Genomic DNA, 19,122 nt, shown 5'->3' with positions numbered 1-19,122 from the left:
AGGCTGGAAGCGGGGTGCAGGAAGCTGGAAGTTACTATTGTGCAGATCATTACTATTTTTTTTGATTAAAATATCCGAACTTACCCAATAAACCTGAATTTACACGATCAGACTTCTAGTTGTACTCAGTTCATTAATAACTTCCAGCTTCCAGCCCCCAGCTTCCCTTCTCTTACCCGATATGTGTTCCCGGTGCAATAACAGCCCCTTTCTTTACTACCACAATCCCATCCTGAACAGAATAGGTTCCATAATCTCCATCCGGAATATGTTTTCCGCCGATAATCTTCACATTGTCACCGATGTAACAGTTTTTGTCCAGAATTGCTTTTTCTATATAGCAGTATTTTCCGATTCCCATATTCGGACGTCCTCCTCTGTCATTGATGACGATTTCTGTCGTATTCTGGTAGAAATCAGCTCCCATAACATAGGAATTCACGATGGTACTTCCTTTGTCAATTCTGGTTCTGTTTCCGATCACGGAATTTTCAATTTTATCTGCCATGATGATACATCCATCCCCAAAAACAGCTTTGCTTACATAGGAACCATTGATTTTTGACGGTGGAAGCATCCTTGCTCTGGTGTAGATCGGAGATGAAGAAAAAAGATTAAACTGCGGCAGATCAAGGCAGAGGTCAAGATTGGCTTCGTAGAAAGATTCAATCGTTCCGATATCCGTCCAGTAGCCTTCATACTGATAGCTTAATGTCTTGTATTTTCCGATGGAACTTGGAATAATATCTTTTCCGAAATCATCACCTGCTCCTTCATCAAACATCTTTTTAAGAATATTTTTTGTGAAAATATAGATTCCCATGGAAGCCAGAAACTCTTTTCCGGTGCGTTTATTTTCTTCTGAAACTTCAGATTTCATGCCTGCCAGCATATCAAAATCCGGTTTTTCATGGAAAGAAGTAATATTTCCTTCGTCATCGGATTTTAAAATTCCAAAACCGGTAGCATCTTTTGCATTGACCGGAATGGTAGCGATGGTGAGATCTCCTCCGTTTTCAATATGGAAATCCAGCATTTCCCTGAAATCCATCTGATACAACTGGTCTCCTGAAAGAATCAGGATATAGTCGTAATCATATTTTTCAAGATGCTTCATCGACTGGCGGACAGCATCTGCTGTTCCCTGGTACCAGCTATCATTTTCCACATTCTGCTCGGCTGCCAGAATATCGACAAAGCCTTTGCTGAAGATGTCAAAGTGATAAGAATTTTTAATATGTGAATTGAGAGAAGCAGAATTAAACTGCGTTAACACCAGAATTTTATTCAATCCTGAGTTTAGACAGTTTGAGATAGGAATATCTACCAGTCTGTATTTTCCTGCAATAGGAACAGCCGGTTTTGATCTCGTATACGTTAACGGGAATAATCTTGTTCCTCTGCCTCCTCCTAAAACAATAGAGATTACATTTCGATTCATAAATATCTTGCGTTTTATTTTATTAAGTTTACTGTTCTGTTTTTAGTGTTTACTGCTACTTAAAAGCATTCTTTGTTTTCATATTGGAGTTCGTTTTTATAAACAGTCACCCGAAACTCATCTTTATCATTCAATATTAAAACCTCTTTATCCAGGTTATAAATTTCAATATTATATTTTTTAAGCTCATTTCTGAAGAACGGATTTGTAATAAGTACATCCATTACATCAGCACTCTTCATTACAAAGCCGTCGACATCTTTACGATACTTTTCTCTCCAGCCTTTCCCATATTTTCTTTCTATGGCATTATAAGTCCTTTTATTAAGAGCATCTATTCTCTTCATCTCGTCAGGCTCCACCAGACAACCACCTACAGAGTAAGGCTTTATTTTCCATTTTTCGGAAATACCAGCCATTGCTTCATACCTTTCCGTTGCCGGAAGACCGTAGCCATAGATCCAATAATAACCTCCATGATAGCTTCCTCTGTCTTCTTTACATGAAAACAGCATAAACATTATCACAGAAAGAAATCCGAAAATCTTCACTCTATCAGCTATTATATAAAGCTATGTATTTTTCTGCAGATTTCTCCCATGCAAAATCAAAATTCATATTGGCATGGATAAGATCTTCCATAACCCCTTTTTGATTATAAATCGCCAATGCCCTGTTCATGGCATGTACAACATCATCTACACCCGGATAAGTAAAGTTCAGTCCTGCTCCACCGGTTGAAATATCTTCCACCGTATCTCTGAGCCCTCCTGTATATCTTACCACAGGAACGGTGCCATATCTCATGGAATACATCTGGTTCAGTCCGCATGGCTCTACTCTTGAAGGCATCAGAAGAAAATCTGCCGAGGCATATATCTTATGGGAAAGATGCTCTTTATATCCGAGATCCAATGCAAAATTGGTGTACGTATAATCGTATTCTTTCAGTTTATTTTCTATATAGGTGTTCCCGGATCCGAGAATCATAATATTTAAAGCGCCATAACTCTGCTTAATGCTTCTCCATACAACATCCGGCAGCAGATCTGCTCCTTTCTCTGTTGCGAATCTTCCGATAAAGGCAAATAAAGGAAGTTCGGGTTTCAATCCATATTCTTTACAGAGATTTTCTTTATTTTTTTTCTTTTGAGCGACTGCATTGGTACTGTTAAAATTAAAATCCAGCATCGGATCGGTTTCCGGATTCCAGACTTCTGTGTCAATACCGTTGATGATTCCATATGCCTTTCCAAATTCCTGACGAACGAGGCTTTCCAATCCACGGAAGCTGATGAAGAGTTCTTCAAGATATCCTTCCGAAACAGTGGTAAAAGCATCAGCACATTTAATCATGCTGGCCAGAGGATTCATCAATCCGTTCCAATCCATCAGTCCCCATTTGTATGCATCGAAAGAAGGCATATATTGTGCCATAGTCCAGCTCATCATGCCCTGATATTCGCCATTATGAATCGTTCCTATTGTTTTTACTCCTTTTAAGAATTCAAATTCATAACAGTTTTCTACCATAAAAGGAACGAGACCGGTATGATAATCATGGCAATGAAGTACATCAGGGCGGATTTTCATCGCAGAAAGCCAATGCAAAACGCCATGCTGGAAAGCCAGAAACTGGAAGTTTTCATCCTGATATCCATAAGGGTTGTCCCTGTCCAATAATCCCGGAATTCTTACCATATACAGCTCAAATCCCAAAACATTGGTCTTCTCTTTCAATACCTGAACCTGCAGCATATTGGCTGCCTGATGAATAAATCCGTCAAAAACCAGATCAAATTCATGATCATATACAAAGGATTTGTTGTACCACGGCATTACTACCCTGGCTTCTACTCCTGCTATTTTATTCTGATATTTTGGTAACGCTCCCACCACATCTGCCAGACCGCCTACTTTTGCTACGGGATAACATTCTGTACTTAAATGATAAATAACCATTCTTTATCTCTTATGTTTAATTCTGTGTAATTTATATTTTTTATCTTTCTTCTGACGTAAAACAATTCCTGCCAATGGCGGCAGCTTCACGGTCATTGTTTTGGTGTATCCTCTCCACTCTTCATACTTCTCTTCCAGGATTTCAGGTTCCACTCCGCTACCACTGTACTTTTCATCATCTGAATTCAAAACAACTTCCCAGTGGGTGCCTGCAGGAATTCCTATCTTATAATCCAATACGTTGGGTGCCAGGTTTAAAGCCACCATCAGGACATCATCTTTTCTTTTTCCTTTTCTGAGATATACATATACTGAGTTTTCCAGATCATCTGCTTCCACCCATTCAAAACCATTTCTATCAAACTGATTTTCATAAAAGGCAGTTTCTGACCGGTACAAATGGTTCAGTTCCTTCACCATTTCCTGCATCCCTTTATGAACAGGGTATTTCAGCAAATGCCAGTCGAGGCTTCTTGTAAAATTCCATTCACTGGTCTGCCCGAATTCATCGCCCATAAAAAGCAGCTTGGCTCCGGGATGGGTATACATATATACATACAGGGTACGTAGATTGGCAAATTTCTGCCATTCATCCCCTTTCATTTTATAAATAAGACTTGCTTTTCCGTGTACGACTTCATCGTGTGACAAAGGCATCATATAATTTTCATTATACATATACATGGAAGCGAAGGTCAGTTTATGATGATGAAATTTACGGTTAATAAAATCTTCCTTGAAATAATCCAGCGTATCATGCATCCATCCCATCATCCATTTCATTCCGAATCCTACACCGCCGTCATGAACAGGTTTTGTAAGCATGGGAAAATCTGAACTTTCTTCTGCGATGGTGATGATATTATCTCCAAATTCTTTGTAGACAGCTGTATTAAATTCCTGTAGAAAGGCTTTCGCTTCCAGGTTCACATTGGTTCCATATATATTAGGTTCCCATTCGCCTTCATTTCTTGAATAATCCAGATGAAGCATTGAAGTCACGGCATCCACACGCAATCCGTCTGCATGATAACGATCCAGCCAGAACATGGCATTTGAAATCAGGAAGGATTTCACTTCATTTCTTCCGTAATTGAAAATATGTGATTTCCAATCCGGATGAAAGCCTTTTCTCGGATCTTCGTGCTCATACAGATAGGATCCATCAAAACGGTGAAGCCCATTGGCATCTCCCGGAAAATGGGACGGAACCCAATCCAGAATAACGCCTATGTCATTATTGTGAAGTTCATCAATAAGAAACATGAGATCCTGTGGTGAACCAAAGCGCGAGGTTGCTGCATAAAAACCTGTGATCTGATATCCCCAGCTTGGCTCGTAAGGATATTCCATCACGGGCATGAATTCCACATGGGTAAACCCCATTTCTTTGATATAAGGAACGAGCTTTTTCGCAATATCCCTATAGTTTAAAAAACGTTGAGGCTGATCTTCTTCCCTTACCCAGGAACCCAGATGTAATTCATATACCGATAGCGGAGCTTCCAGCCTGTTTTTTTTCCAGCGGTTATCCATCCACTCCTGATCATTCCATTCGTACCAGGTTGTAGAAACCAGAGAAGCTGCCTGAATATTCTGTTCCCAGCTCAATGCATAAGGATCACTTTTTTCAAGAATTTCGCCTCCTTGGGTTTCAATAGCATATTTATATAATGTTCCCCAGGTTAATCCTTCAATAAATCCTTCCCAAATTCCGGATTCATCCCATCTTGGAAACAAAATATGATCTTTGTGATTCCAGTTGTTAAAATTTCCGATCACGGAAACTTTCTTTGCGTTAGGAGCCCAAACGGAAAAATATACGCCTTTTACGCCCTCTTTTTCTGCAGAATGCGCTCCAAATTTACCATACAGCTTATAGTGCCTACCTTCTTTAAAAAGATACACATCATGATCGGTGAAAAGCGTGTAGGTCTTAACAGAATTCATCAAGATCAGTTTATATTTATATTTTCCCTGAAACTACGAAAAATACTGACAATAGCGATGAATTATTCATCAAATAATTATCAACATCATTTCATGTTTTGTCTATCTATCAAATATATCATTTTTTAACTCACATTTTTTATGATTTCAAAACAATCTTTTTTTATAAATTTAACATCAATATTATTAAACACCTATGATGAGATTTGAACTTTATACAGCAGAAATAGATGACAGGCCGGTATTTATCACCGGAAATTTCAATAGCTGGAATCCCAAAGATTACCATTTTCAGCTTAAACAAATTGATCCCTCCGGTTATTTTATAGAAATCGAAGATCAGCTTCTTCCTGATGATATTGAATACAAGTTCACAAAAGGAGGCTGGGAAAATGTAGAACTGGATCAATATGGAAATATCACTCCCAACCGGAAAGCGAAAAAATCTGCTGGTAAAACGTCCGACTCTATAGACAAATGGAGACTGAACTGGGGACCGTTTAAAGAAGAATATTATCCTATAGCAGAAGTTATTTCCGAAAATTTTTACATTCCGCAGCTTGACCGTTACCGCAAGGTTTGGGCACTGCTTCCCTACGACTATCATAACACTGATAAACGGTATCCTGTTTTGTATCTTCAGGATGCACAAAACTTATTCAATGAAGGAAGCGGTTTCGGGAATTGGGAAATCGACAAAAAACTATCCATTCTTGCAGAGTACGGACGTGGTGATCTTATCATCATTGCGATAGAACATGGCAGTGAGGAAAGAATCAAAGAATATATTTTTGATAATGATCATGTAGCCAACGGTTCCGAAGGAAAAAAGTACATCCGCTTTATTGCCGATACTTTAAAGCCTTTTGTGGACGAAAATTACAGAACTAAAAAAGACCGCGACAATACCGGAATCGGAGGCAGTTCATTGGGAGCATTGATCAGCATATACAGTGGATTTCTTTATCCTGAAGTGTATTCTAAACTACTGATATTCTCACCTTCTCTTTGGGTAGAACCGAATAACAACTTTCCGATGATGAATTTCCGGGTTCCGTTTAAAACGAAGATCTATCTTTACGGCGGCGGCCAGGAAGGTTCTAAAATGGTCAAAAGAATTCATATTTTTGAAGAATATCTGAAAAGATGGGAAGAGAAAAAGCTTTTTGATTTTGAATTCAAAACCAATATCAATCCTGAAGGCACCCACAATGAGTTTTACTGGTCTCAGGAGTTCCCAAGGGCTATAGAATGGCTGTTCTATGATAACACAGAAAATCCTGTAGAAGTAAAACCACAACAAAAAAGCATCAGAAACTAAATGCATAAAAACTGCCGCAGAAAATGTAAGCCGGACAGGAACAAAATGAAGGCGCACTCTTTATGAATTTAGAAATTATAACATCTATTTATGAAACTAATCAATAAAAAAAACAAAAATTACACTCAGGTTTTCCAATTGTTTACGGAGGAAGAATGGACAAAAACCAGCAAAAATTTCAATAAAAACATTTCCAATTTTTTCACCGGAAAAAAATATGAAGTTTTTGTCAATGCTCATGAAGAAGGAATTACGTATTTCATTGGATTAGGAAAATCCGCCTTACAAAATTTCGAGATCCAGCAGGTGGCGGCTAAATTTTCACAGACACAGAAAGAAAAACTGCTGGCCGTACCTACATTAGCCCTTGCTGACTTCCTGAATGAAAAGCAGTTCGAAGAGTTTGTAAAAGGACTTTTAACAGGAACTTACAACTACCCTTTTGATAAAAAACACGCTTTCTGGAATACGAAATTTGAATTGCACTTTGAAAATTTAAGCCAGAAAAAATTAGATCATATCAGCCAGAAAGCAGAAGCTCTGATTAACGGGCAGTCTGCCTGCCAGGACTGGCTCAACAAACCAGCCAATCTTAAAAAACCGGATATCTTAAGTGCATACCTTAAAAATCTGGCTAAAAAATATGACTTAAAATATACTGCTTTTAACAGAAAGAAATGTGAAGAGCTTGGATTAGGCGCTTATCTTTCTGTAAACCAGGGAAGTGCTTATGATGCAGCCTTCACTATTTTAGAGTATAAAACGACAGCAAAAAATGCCAAGACTTTCGGCCTGGTAGGAAAATGTATTTTGTTTGACACCGGAGGAATATCAATAAAAAGCTCTGCCAACCTGCATTATATGAAATCTGACATGGGTGGAGCAACGGCTGTTTTGGGAACGTTAATCTATGCCGCTGAAATGCAGCTTCCGGTAAACATTGTTGCTGTTCTTCCTATTACTGATAATGCGGTCTCTGAAAAGGCCCTGCTTCCAAGTGATGTGATTACAGCCTACAACGGAAAAACGATTGAAGTACTTGATACCGATGCAGAAGGCAGATTAATTCTTGCAGACGGTTTATCTTATCTCGCTAAAAACTACAAAACGGATTTCCTTATTGATCTGGCGACATTAACGGGAAGCTCGGTGAGAATGTTCGGAGATACCTGTGCTGCGATGTTCTCTAATAACGAGGAACTGAAAAACAACTTAATTAAAACCGGTGACCAGACCAATCAGAGGGTTTGGAATCTTCCTTTATGGGATGTCTGGAAAGATGATATCCAGTCTGATGTAGCGGATATAAAAAACATCTCTCTAAAGCCTGTGGGAGACTGTATTATTGCAGCAAAATTTTTAGAGCAATTCATTGAGAACCATCCTAAATGGGCTCATCTGGACATTGCCGGAGTAGCCTTTGGAAGCGTGGGTTATGCTAAAGAAAAAGCAGCAACAGGTTTCGGTGTTCAGCTCCTCGTGAATTTAATTGAAAATTATCACTAAAAATTAGTTTTTTACAAAAAAACTCTGTATAATTGATTAGTGGATTTTCAAAAACGCACAATATTTTATTTTTTAATATTAATAAAATAATATATAAATGCTTTTATTTTTGAAAATTCACTAAATCTTAAAAAACATTATATGGAGAAGAAAACTATTGTGTGTATTTCGTGCTATTACAAAGGCTACGATTTTATGGACGAAATGAAGAAGCTCGGCAATAAAATCATCCTTGTAACCTCCGAAAACCTCAAAGAAAAAAACTGGCCCTGGCATGCGATTGATGAAACATTCTATATGCCCGAGCTAAAGCCTTCCGTATGGAATCTGGAGCACCTGATTCAGGGATTTTCCCACCTGATGAAGACCAGAAAAGTAGATGCTGTGGTGGCTTTGGATGATTATGATGTTGAAAAAGCAGCGTTAATCAGAGAAACATTCCGTATTCCCGGTATGGGACAGACAACCCATCGGTATTTCAGAGATAAACTTGCCATGAGGCAAAAAGCAAAGGATTCCGGGATCAGCGTTCCTGAATTTACCGCTGTGTTCAATGATAACGAAGTGGATGAATTTACAGACCGTGTTCCTGCTCCATGGGTATTGAAACCAAGGTCTGAAGCATCCGCATCGGGCATTAAAAAAATAACCTCCAAAGAACAGCTTCTTGAAGCCCTGGAAATACTGGGAGAAGAACGCCATCTTTTTTTACTGGAAAGTTTTAAACCCGGAGATGTTTACCATGTGGACAGTCTTACTTTTAACAAAAAAACAATATTCACTTCTGCCTCAAAATATCTTGCTCCTCCGATGCAGGTTTCTCACGAAGGCGGGGTTTTCAGATCCAAAACATTAGGAAGATATTCCGAAGAGTTTAAAGCACTGGAAGATATAAATGCCAGAGTTCTTTCCAACTTCGGACTTGTCAACGGAGCCACCCATACAGAATTTATCCGTGGAAAAGAAGATGGAAAATGGTATTTTCTTGAAACCTCATCCAGGGTTGGCGGGGCTCATATTCCGGACCTGGTTGAAGCCTCAAGCGGGATCAATATCTGGAGAGAGTGGGCTAAAATTGAAGATGCTCTTCTGAGAGGTCATGATTACAGCGTTTCTCCGCCTACAGGCTATTATTCAGGCTTAATTGTGGCACTGATTAAAGATAAAAAAACCAACTACACCAATTTTGAATGCGAAGAAGTTGTCAAATTTCTTCCCATAGATTATCATGTCGGAATTGTATATAAATCCGGAGATGCTTCTGTTGTACAGGACAGGCTGGATTCTGCTGCGGAAATCATCCATACCGATATGCTGAACATTCTTCCTCCGAAAAGTAATAAATTGAGTTCTTAACAATGAAGCTTGACATTGACATTCAAATGTTATCGAATTCATAATATACAATCCGCTTCAAGATTCCCTCCTAAAATGTAATTTAGAAAAGATAAAACCAAATAAGGAAAATGCCTCACATAGAACATACAGAGTATTATTCAAATATATTGGGAACAAGTCTCAAGGTAGAAGTGACCGGACATTACGGCCATCCTATCATCATGTTTCCAACTTCCCAGGGACAGTATACCCAGAATCATGATTTTCATCTCAACGGAAGCATCAACTGGTTTATAGAACAGGGAAAGGTAAAGCTTTACAATGTACAGACCATCGACAGCTGGAGTTTTTATGATGAAAAAATCTCACCTCAGCAAAGAATAAGGAATTATGAACGGTATGTACAGTTTCTGGTCCAGGAATTCGTTCCTTATATCCAAAAACTTCACAAAACCCACCGCGTTGCCGTTGCAGGAGCTAGCTTCGGGGGATATCATGCTGCTAATTTTGCTTTCAGATTTCCGGATTTGGTTTCTCATCTGTTTTGTTTTTCCGGTGCCTTCAGTATAAGGAATTTTATGGATGGCTATTCTGATGATCTGGTATACTTCAACTGTCCGAGAGAGTTTGTACGGAATGATGAAGCCTGGAAATATAAACACATGCATATTGTACTGAGCACTTCCGATCAGGATATCTGCAGGGATAAAAATGTTGAAATGGCCGAAATCCTCAGGATAAAAGGCATAGATTTCTGGTACGATGAAAGAAAATGGATAGGCCACGACTGGCCGCTATGGAGAATGGTCTTCCCTACCTTCGTAGGAGCATTTTTCTCTTAAAACAATGAAAAGACAAATAGAAAAAAATATACCCACCTTAAAAACAAAAATTATGACAAAAAAAGTAGGAATTCTTTTCGGTATGGAAGACACGTTTCCCTGGGCATTTATAGACAAAGTAAATGAAATGGGAGGTGGAGATATCATCGCTGAACCCGTTACTATTGACAAACTTGAACAGGGCGCAGATTATGGTTATGCAGTGATCATCGACAGAATTTCGCAGGACGTTCCCTTTTACAGAGCTTATTTAAAAAATGCTGCCCTTAACGGCACTTATGTCATTAACAATCCATTCTGGTGGAGTGCTGATGAGAAGTTTTTCAACAATGCCCTGATGTCCAAGCTCGGTATTCCGCTTCCTAAAACGGTTCTGCTTCCGTCGCACGAAAGACCGGATAATACCTCTGAAACTTCATTCAGAAACCTGAAATTCCCTCATGACTGGGAATATATCTTCAATTATGTAGGGTTTCCTGCCTATATGAAGCCTCATGATGGCGGCGGCTGGAAAAATGTATACAGAGTGGAAAACCCGGATGACCTTTGGAACAAACTGGGAGAAACGGAACAGCTGGTGATGATGGTACAGGAGGAAATTATCTTTGATGATTACTACAGAGTGTACTGTCTGGGCCAAAAATATGTCCACATTATGCCTTATGAGCCGAGAAATGCTCCTCACCTGAGATATGCCACCACGCATCAGACCCAAGGTGAAGAGCTTGAAAAATTATTGAAAACCATTCATGATTATACAATTACAATGAATGAAGCGTTAGGATATGACTTCAACACCGTAGAATTTGCGGTAAGAGACGGTATTCCTTATGCGATTGATTTCTGCAACCCGGCTCCTGATGCAGACCGCAATTCTGTAGGAGAAGAAAACTTTGCATGGATCATAGAGCATGCCGCCAAACTGGCTATTGAAAAAGCTAAAGAATATGTTCCGGGGAAACCTAATATTGCCTGGGGAACCTTCGTGAAAGATTCCATAAAATAACATTGAAAAAGAATTAAAAAACACAAAATAAATGCATCATCAGTTTACTATTGGAATTGAAGAAGAATATCAGATCATCGATGTTGAAAGCAGGGATCTGGTTTCTCATGTTTCAAAAATCATTGAGGGCGGCAAAGCGGTTTTAAGCGAAAATTTAAAACATGAAATGCACGAATCCATGATTGAAATGGAAACGGGAATCTGCCAGAATATTCAGGAAGCCAGAGCTGAATTAACGAATTTAAGGCGCCATCTTATCAATATCGCCCATGAACAGGGACTTCGTGTTTCCGGAGGTGGCACTCACCCATTCTCTCACTGGTCTGAAAACAATATCACTCAGGGAGAAAGATACATCAAAATCGTGGATGATATGGGAGATGTGGCCCGTGAAAATCTTATTTTCGGACTGCATGTTCATATCGGAATTCCCAATCGTGAAGAAGGCGTAAGAATTCAGAATGTGATGAGATATTTCCTTCCTCACGTCTATGCCCTTTCTACCAATTCACCTTTCTGGATCGGAAGATATACAGGTTTTAAATCGTACAGACAGGAAATCTTCGTCAAATTCCCAAGAACCGGTATTCCGAGTTATTTCAACTCTCTGGCAGAATTCGACAGTTATGTGGATCTTCTGGTAAAAACAGGAACCATCGACAATGCCAAGAAAATCTGGTGGGATTTACGGGTACATCCGTTTTATCCAACTATCGAATTCAGAATCTGTGACATGCCGTTAAGAATTGACGAAACCGTTTGTCTTGCGGCCATAATGCAGAGTCTTGTTGCCAAAATATATAAACTGCACCAGCAAAATCTCAGCTTCAGAAGCTATAGAAGATTACTGCTGAACGAAAATAAATGGCGTGCCTCGAAAAGTGGTATTGAAGCCCATCTTATTGATTTTGGAAAAGAAGAATCCGTTCCTTATCCGCATTTATTGAAAGAACTTTTAGAGTTTATTGATGATGTGGTAGATGATCTGGGATGCCGCCAGGAAGTGGAATATGCCTGGAAAATCCTTGAAAACGGAACCGGTGCAGACCGGCAGCTTCAGATCTTCAAGGAAACAGGTGATCTGACGAAAGTCGTTGATTATATGATCTCTGAAACGGAGTATGGCATAACACATGGTGATTCTGCTTCGTAATTTTTTGGTAACTTTACAAAAAATATGATGTAATGAAAGATATTCGAATTGCTCTGCTGGACATGAACAACAATCATGTGAATCAAGGTTTTAGAAACATTAAAGAAATTTCCGAAACTTTTCAGCAGAACTCTGAAGAAAATGTGGTGATCAAAACATTTGATGTAAGGTATAAAGATGAAATGCCTGAAATAGGTGACTTTGATATTTTCATTTCTTCAGGCGGGCCTGGCAATCCACACCGGGAAGGTCTGGCCTGGGAAGACAGATTTACTGATTTCTTAGATGCTGTTTTTGAACATAATCAATACCATGAAGATAAAAAGTACCTTTTCCTGATCTGCCATTCATTTCAGCTGGCAAGTATCCACTGGAACCTGGGGAATATCTGCAAAAGAAAATCTTATTCTTTCGGAGTAATGCCAGTTCATAAAACAGAGGAAGGCCAGGAGGAGTTTTTATTCAAAAATCTTCAGGATCCTTTTTATGCGGTAGATTCCAGAGCTTATCAGTTTATCGAACCGGATCACGACCGTTTCCAAGAATTGGGAATGACCATCATGGCTATTGAAAAATTCCGTCCTCATATCAACCTGGAAAGAGCGGTAATGGCCGTTCGTTTTTCGGAGGAGATATTCGGAACACAGTTTCACCCTGAAGCCAATCCTGAATCTCTGATCGAAAACCTGAAGGATGAAAAAAACAAAGAAGCCATGATCGAAAATTTCGGGATGGAAAAATATCTTGAAACGATAGACAGAATAGACGATGAAGATAAAATCGTTCTGACCAGACATCAGATCCTTCCGAGATTCCTGCAGTTTGCAAAAAAAAACATTTTGAAAAAAGCTGAAACTTTGGCTTAATCAATACAAACCACAAAAGTCACAAAAGACACAAAAGGGATTGGGGTATTACAATCATAAAAGCTGTTGAGAAGAACACATAAGCTTTCTTGAAAATCAAAGATTTCCCAATTAAATAGGTATTTTTATAAAAGTGTATTAAACTTTTATATTCTAAAACTTTTGTGCCTTTTGTGGTAAAATCAAATCGGGCATAAACGTCCGGTTTTTTAACACCACAAAAGAAAAAAAATATGATCCCAGAATACAGAAAACAGTTCAATCAGGAGTTTTCAGATGAAAAATACCATCAACTCAAAAATATACTGACTGAAAAAGGAGGAACAGCACCTGGTTTCAGAGTTTCAGAAAGTCCTATTTTTCTGACTAAAGAGTTTGAGAAAAAACTGGTCGATGCCAGTGAAAGTATCATCAGCCAGATTCAAACAATGCCGGCAGAACTCCTTCAAAAAGCCATTCCTGAAAACTGCAGGGTTCCCAATGACACCCATCAGCCTCATTTTTTCACCATAGATTTTGGAGTCTGCAAAAGCGAAGACGGAGCAATAGAACCTCAGCTGATAGAGCTTCAGGCATTTCCTTCTTTGTATGCTTTCCAGAAAGTATATGAGGAAACGTATTGTGAAGTCTACCCTTTTCTTTCGGAGATCAGAAATCCTATGCCCCATGAAACCTTTAAAAACTATTTGAAGGAACTGATTGTAGGTGATGAATGTCCTGAAAATGTAATTCTGCTTGAAATATTTCCGGAAAGACAAAAAACGGCTATTGATTTTGCTCTGACCGAGAAACTGCTAGGCATCAAAACAGTATGCCTGACAAAAGTAAAAAAACAGGGCCGAAAACTGTATTATGAAAATAATGGTAAGCCTACCGAAATCAAAAGGATCTACAACCGGGTTATATTTGATGAACTGGACAATATTCCCGATCTGCATACAGAATTCGATTTCCGCGAGGAAGTGGATGTAAAATGGATTACCCACCCAAACTGGTTCTTTAAAATTTCAAAATTCCTTTTGCCTTTATTACAACATCAGTTTGTTCCGAAAAGTTATTTTCTGCATGAATTTCCGGAAAATGAAAACCTTGACGATTTTGTATTGAAACCATTATTTTCGTTCGCCGGAAGTGGAGTTAATCTGAATCCGACAAAAGAAGTTACAGACTCTATTCAGGATAAGGAAAACTATATTTTGCAGAGAAAAGTCTATTATGAACCCATTTTTGAAGATATCAACGGAGATTTTTCAAAAGCAGAGATCCGTTTGTTGTATATTTGGCGGGAAAATGACGAACGCCCTATCCTATTGGAAAATCTGGGAAGAATGACTAAAGCCGCCATGGTGAATGTAGACTTCAATAAAAAAGATGCCATCTGGATTGGTAGTTCCAATGCTTTTTTCGGATAAAAAACTGATAAAACTAATACAACATGGAAGAAAAGCCAACCGCTTTTGCAGAATTTGAAAACCACACTTTAACACGGAGAAGAGATTTATTACCTGTCTGGATTAAAATTTTCTTATGGATCTTTTTAATCGGAGGAGCACTGGCTGCTACCTTTTTATTGGCAGGCTCTCTGATGACTCATGTCTCTTTATCATTATACGGGATGAATGCCAATCATCCGTATTCAATGACAGGACTTTTGATCTGTGTCTTGTTTTTATTTAAAGGGATTGTAGCCTACGGACTTTGGTTTGAACAAAAATGGGCACCACAGGCTGCCATAGCAGATGCCATTATCGGGATTGCCGTTTGCCTTATTATGATGGCCATTATCCCATTTATGTACCCATCAATCAGCTTTACCCTCAGATTAGAACTTATTCCTTTGTATTTTTATCTTAAAAAAATGCAGAGTATAAAGAAAACCTGGGAAAATTTATAGAAACAAACCTCCGAAATTTCGGAGGTTTTATTTTTTACTCCTGAAGTCCTCTCCAAATCATAAAAAATCCTCCTACAAAGGAGGAGAAAATTGACCTGTACGCTGTGTTTTCACAAACATTGTAAATATATGGATATGTTGTTGGCATAGTCTACGGGAAACCGTAATGATTGATTTTTAATTCTTCAACTTATTAATAATCCAGCATATTCTTTCTTCGCATCAAAACTAGGGCAAGCTTTATGAACATTGGGAAAATCTCTATGTCCCTGAATTGTAGCTTTAGGAAATTTTGATTTTAATTCTCTTAACAGCTTTACCATAGATTTTTTTTGGTCTTCCGTTCTTGTGTCTTTTGGATGGTTGCTTTTATCAATGCCTCCGATGTATGATATATTGATAATTTGAGAATTCCACCCTGCAACTCCATTGGATACCTGATCAATGGGCAACGTGTTGACTATTTTTCCATCAGCTTTTATCATATAGTGATAACCAGGATTTTTCCATTTCAGGTTTTCCTCCCAATACCTTTTAATGCTTTCTATTGTAACATCTGGTTGTGTTGCTGTACAATGTATAACGATGTAATTGATTGTTCTCATGGATTTCAGTTTAATTATTATTGAGCAAAATTAAACCTGTAACTCCCAAAATAGTGAAGGAAAAACACCCTATTTACATTGTTATGATTACTTTCTTTTTAAGTTTATTCTTGTGTTGCATTAAAATGATGAAACTCATAAAAACTGAAGAACAGCAACAAAAAATCCCGCATAGTGAGGGATAATTTTTATAATTCCGGACATGCCATCTGATTGTCATGGGGAATGCATACCTTTTCATTCCATGGCACCGGACAATCATGAAAGCCTGGAGGGCAGCCTCCTTTTCCGTTGATACTTCTTAATTTCTCTTTAGAGATTCTCTTTAAATTTTTCATGGTTTTGATTTTAGTTTAGAAACCAAATATAAAAATTATTCTCCGATCAGAGATTTAACATAAAAAAATATTCGTTATTGATTCCTGCAAGCAAAAAAATAACAATAGATAAAAAAATTGCAATACGTTTTCCATTCCGTATTGCAATTTTAATAAGTTGTATAAAGATGTCTTTACAGGTTTTTATCGTCTTCCAGCAATTCCTTGGCCTGATATTCCTGAACCAGATCAATAGCATTGGAAATAACATCACTTAAAGCCGTGATAAAAGTTCCTTCTTCTGCCATTCCTATCGCATGTTTTAAGGCTTCAATCTCTTTAGGAATGATCTCATAACTGACATCTCTTCCTGCAGAATTAATACCATCGATAATCAATCCGTTGATTTCATCTTCCGTTCTTCCGCGGAGGTGTTTTTCGTTTCGGATGATAATATAATCAAACATTCTTCCGGCAATTTTTCCGCATTCTCTGATATCGTTGTCTCTACGGTCTCCGACACCGGAAATAATCCCGATCTTTTTTGTAGATTCTACATTTCTAAGATAATCTTCTATGGCTTCGTATCCTGAAGGATTGTGGGCAAAGTCGATCAGTACCTTAAAGTTTTTGAACTTAAAGACATTCAGTCTTCCTGGAGTAAGCTGGGCACTTGGAATAAAAGTTCTCAAAGAATTGGAAATATCTTCAATTCCAAATCCGTAAAGATAACTTGCCAAACTGGCTGCCAATACGTTTTCAATCATGAACCTGGCCTTTCCTTCCATCGTTATGGGGAAGTCTTTGGCTTTCCCTATTCTGATTTTCCAGTCTCCTTTTTTGATGGTTACAAAACCTTCTTCATACACACAGGTGATCTTTCCTTCTTTAGCAAATTTTACGATATGAGGATTGTTTTCATCCATACTGAAAATCGCCACATTAGAATCGAGATCATTCACAATCTTCATGGAGTATTCATTATCTGCATTCAACACACTCCAGCCGCTCTTTTTGACACTATCCAGTACAACACGCTTTACCTTGGTAAGATCTTTTAAACTGTGAATATCGTTCATTCCCAGGTGATCTTCCTCAATATTTGTAAGCACTCCGATATCACATTGTGAAAAACCAAGCCCGGAACGTAAAATACCGCCTCTTGCGGTTTCCAGCACTGCAAATTCTACGGTAGGATCTTTCAGAATAAATTCCGCAGAAAGCGGCCCTGTAGTATCTCCTTTTGACAGCATGGTATTTTGAATATAAATTCCATCCGAAGTTGTAAATCCTACTCTGTAGCCATTACTTTTTACAATATGGGAAATAAGTCTTGTTGTGGTTGTTTTTCCATTGGTTCCTGTTACTGCAATGATGGGAATGGTAAATGGTTTCCCCTGAGGATAGAGCATATCAACCACCGGAGCAGCCACGTTTCTTGGCAGACCTTCACTTGGAGCAAGATGCATTCTGAATCCAGGTGCTGCATTGACTTCAATAATGGCGCCGCCGCTCTCCTTTAAAGGCTGGGTAAGGTTTTCTGCCATTACGTCAATCCCGCAGACATCCAATCCGATAATTTTAGAAATTCTTTCAGCCATTGTGATATTTTCCGGGTGTACCATATCTGTTACATCGATGGACGTTCCCCCGGTTGAAAGATTGGCTGTTGATTTCAGGTACACCACTTCTCCCCTTTGAGGAACCGTTTCCAGCGTGTACTGAAGTTTATCAAGCAGTTCTAAGGTATCTTTGTCGACTTCAATTTCAGTAAGAACATTTTCATGGCCATAGCCTCTTCTCGGGTCTTTGTTTTCTTTTTCAATAAGCTGCTGAAGGTTCAGTTCTCCATCGCCTACAACATGGGCAGGAACTCTCCTTGCAGCGGCCACCATTTTATTATTGATCACCAGTATACGGAAATCATAGCCTGTGATATATTTCTCAACAATTACTTTTCTTGAATATTTCTGAGCATGTTCAAGACCTATCTTAGCAGCATCCCAATCGTTGACATTAATGGAAGAGCCTTTCCCATGGTTGCCATCCAGAGGTTTTAAAACAATGGGATAGCCAATTTTCCTGATTACCGCATGTAAACCTTCTTCATCTGTTACCAGATCTCCAATAGGTACCGGAATAGCCGCATCATGAAGCATTCTCTTTGTTAATTCTTTATTACAGGCGATATCAACAGCAATAGAACTGGTGTTCCCGGTAATGGTAGCCTGAAATCTTTGCTGGTTCACGCCATAACCAAGCTGTACCAATGAGTTTGTCCCCAGCCTGATCCATGGGATTCTTCTAGATGCAGCTTCTTCTACAATACTTCCTGTGGAAGGTCCTAAACGAACGCGTTCCCTGATTTCTTTTAATCTATGGATACATGCATTCAAATCATAGTCTTTTCCTTCAATCAGTGCTTCTGCAATTTTTACAGATTCTTCTGCAGCAAAGATCCCTGCATTTTCTTCGATATAATTGAATACTACATTATATACTCCCGGAGTTTTTGTTTCACGGGTTCTTCCAAACCCCACATCCATTCCTGCCAGGGTTTGTATTTCCAAAGCGATATGCTCAATGACATGTCCCATCCAGGTTCCTGTTTCCACTCTATGGAAAAAACCTCCCTCCACTCCTTCCGAGCATCGGTGCGTCATCAATGATGGGATTAATTTTTCAATCCTTTCCCGGAATCCTTCGATTTTATTGGTAGGATAATTCTCCATTTCTTCTAAATCCAACCTCATCTGTATCAGCTTCTTTCTTCTGATGCTCCAGATGTTAGGACCTCTTAGTGCCTGAATCTTTTCGATTTTCATAGTCTATTGGCATTTTAACAGTTAACAATAACTCCTTTCATAGCCAAAGATAATGTAAAACCCTAAACGAAACTATACCTGTCTCTATACACATCT

General features: G+C 38.6%; 16 protein-coding genes. 9 read left to right on the top strand and 7 right to left on the bottom strand.

Annotated elements, in window-relative coordinates; genetic code table 11:
* Positions 1-172 precede the first annotated feature (172 nt).
* Genes LIV57_RS22070 through glgB form a run of 4 tightly spaced genes read right to left on the bottom strand, consistent with a single transcriptional unit; the run spans position 173 to position 5,353 of the window.
* A complete protein-coding gene (locus tag LIV57_RS22070) occupies positions 173-1,441 on the bottom strand; it encodes a glucose-1-phosphate adenylyltransferase (RefSeq protein ID WP_110010295.1) in 1,269 nt (422 codons plus the stop codon).
* 59 nt (positions 1,442-1,500) lie between these two features.
* Positions 1,501-1,992, bottom strand: a complete 492-nt coding sequence (locus LIV57_RS22065) for a hypothetical protein (RefSeq protein WP_227944334.1) — start codon at positions 1,990-1,992, stop codon at positions 1,501-1,503.
* A gap of 4 nt (positions 1,993-1,996) precedes the next feature.
* The gene (locus tag LIV57_RS22060; protein ID WP_227944333.1) at positions 1,997-3,403 is read right to left on the bottom strand and encodes a glycogen synthase; all 1,407 of its coding nucleotides are present in this window, start codon (positions 3,401-3,403) and stop codon (positions 1,997-1,999) included.
* A gap of 3 nt (positions 3,404-3,406) precedes the next feature.
* On the bottom strand, positions 3,407-5,353 hold the full coding sequence (gene glgB / locus LIV57_RS22055; RefSeq protein ID WP_227944332.1) for a 1,4-alpha-glucan branching protein GlgB: 1,947 nt from the start codon (positions 5,351-5,353) through the stop codon (positions 3,407-3,409).
* Positions 5,354-5,552: 199 nt separating this feature from the next.
* Here glgB and LIV57_RS22050 point away from each other — a divergent pair, with 199 nt between their 5' ends.
* The 9 genes from LIV57_RS22050 to LIV57_RS22010 all read left to right on the top strand — a co-directional run bounded on the left by LIV57_RS22050 (position 5,553) and on the right by LIV57_RS22010 (position 15,279).
* Positions 5,553-6,674, top strand: a complete 1,122-nt coding sequence (locus LIV57_RS22050; protein ID WP_227944335.1) for an alpha/beta hydrolase — start codon at positions 5,553-5,555, stop codon at positions 6,672-6,674.
* Between the two features lie 90 nt (positions 6,675-6,764).
* Entirely contained in the window at positions 6,765-8,180 is a 1,416-nt protein-coding gene (locus LIV57_RS22045) for a M17 family metallopeptidase (RefSeq protein WP_227944331.1), read from the top strand.
* 141 nt (positions 8,181-8,321) lie between these two features.
* The gene (locus LIV57_RS22040) at positions 8,322-9,536 is read left to right on the top strand and encodes an acetyl-CoA carboxylase biotin carboxylase subunit family protein (RefSeq protein WP_227944330.1); all 1,215 of its coding nucleotides are present in this window, start codon (positions 8,322-8,324) and stop codon (positions 9,534-9,536) included.
* A 110-nt stretch (positions 9,537-9,646) separates the two neighbouring features.
* Entirely contained in the window at positions 9,647-10,360 is a 714-nt protein-coding gene (locus tag LIV57_RS22035; protein WP_227944329.1) for an alpha/beta hydrolase-fold protein, read from the top strand.
* Positions 10,361-10,412: 52 nt separating this feature from the next.
* A complete protein-coding gene (locus LIV57_RS22030; protein ID WP_227944328.1) occupies positions 10,413-11,366 on the top strand; it encodes a RimK family alpha-L-glutamate ligase in 954 nt (317 codons plus the stop codon).
* Between the two features lie 31 nt (positions 11,367-11,397).
* Positions 11,398-12,519 (top strand): carboxylate-amine ligase, encoded by a 1,122-nt coding sequence (locus LIV57_RS22025; RefSeq protein WP_227944327.1) that lies wholly within the window; start codon positions 11,398-11,400, stop codon positions 12,517-12,519.
* A gap of 32 nt (positions 12,520-12,551) precedes the next feature.
* On the top strand, positions 12,552-13,385 hold the full coding sequence (locus tag LIV57_RS22020) for a type 1 glutamine amidotransferase (RefSeq protein ID WP_227944326.1): 834 nt from the start codon (positions 12,552-12,554) through the stop codon (positions 13,383-13,385).
* A 233-nt stretch (positions 13,386-13,618) separates the two neighbouring features.
* Positions 13,619-14,797 (top strand): hypothetical protein, encoded by a 1,179-nt coding sequence (locus LIV57_RS22015; RefSeq protein WP_227944325.1) that lies wholly within the window; start codon positions 13,619-13,621, stop codon positions 14,795-14,797.
* A 23-nt stretch (positions 14,798-14,820) separates the two neighbouring features.
* Entirely contained in the window at positions 14,821-15,279 is a 459-nt protein-coding gene (locus tag LIV57_RS22010) for a hypothetical protein (RefSeq protein WP_227944324.1), read from the top strand.
* Between the two features lie 185 nt (positions 15,280-15,464).
* On the opposite strand, the gene LIV57_RS22005 is transcribed toward LIV57_RS22010, so the two are convergent.
* The 3 genes from LIV57_RS22005 to cphA form a co-directional block, all read right to left on the bottom strand.
* Complete coding sequence (locus tag LIV57_RS22005) at positions 15,465-15,884, bottom strand: N-acetylmuramoyl-L-alanine amidase (protein WP_227944323.1); 420 nt, start codon at positions 15,882-15,884, stop codon at positions 15,465-15,467.
* Positions 15,885-16,072: 188 nt separating this feature from the next.
* Entirely contained in the window at positions 16,073-16,222 is a 150-nt protein-coding gene (locus LIV57_RS22000) for a hypothetical protein (RefSeq protein ID WP_202840742.1), read from the bottom strand.
* A gap of 173 nt (positions 16,223-16,395) precedes the next feature.
* The gene (gene cphA, locus LIV57_RS21995; protein WP_227944322.1) at positions 16,396-19,026 is read right to left on the bottom strand and encodes a cyanophycin synthetase; all 2,631 of its coding nucleotides are present in this window, start codon (positions 19,024-19,026) and stop codon (positions 16,396-16,398) included.
* Between the last annotated feature and the right edge of the window lie 96 nt (positions 19,027-19,122).

Source organism: Chryseobacterium sp. X308 (genome assembly GCF_020733145.1).
In the GTDB taxonomy this organism is placed as follows: domain Bacteria; phylum Bacteroidota; class Bacteroidia; order Flavobacteriales; family Weeksellaceae; genus Chryseobacterium; species Chryseobacterium cupriresistens.
The sequence above is the reverse complement of the archived record's forward strand: the minus strand, read 5'-3'. Positions and strand labels throughout refer to the sequence as shown.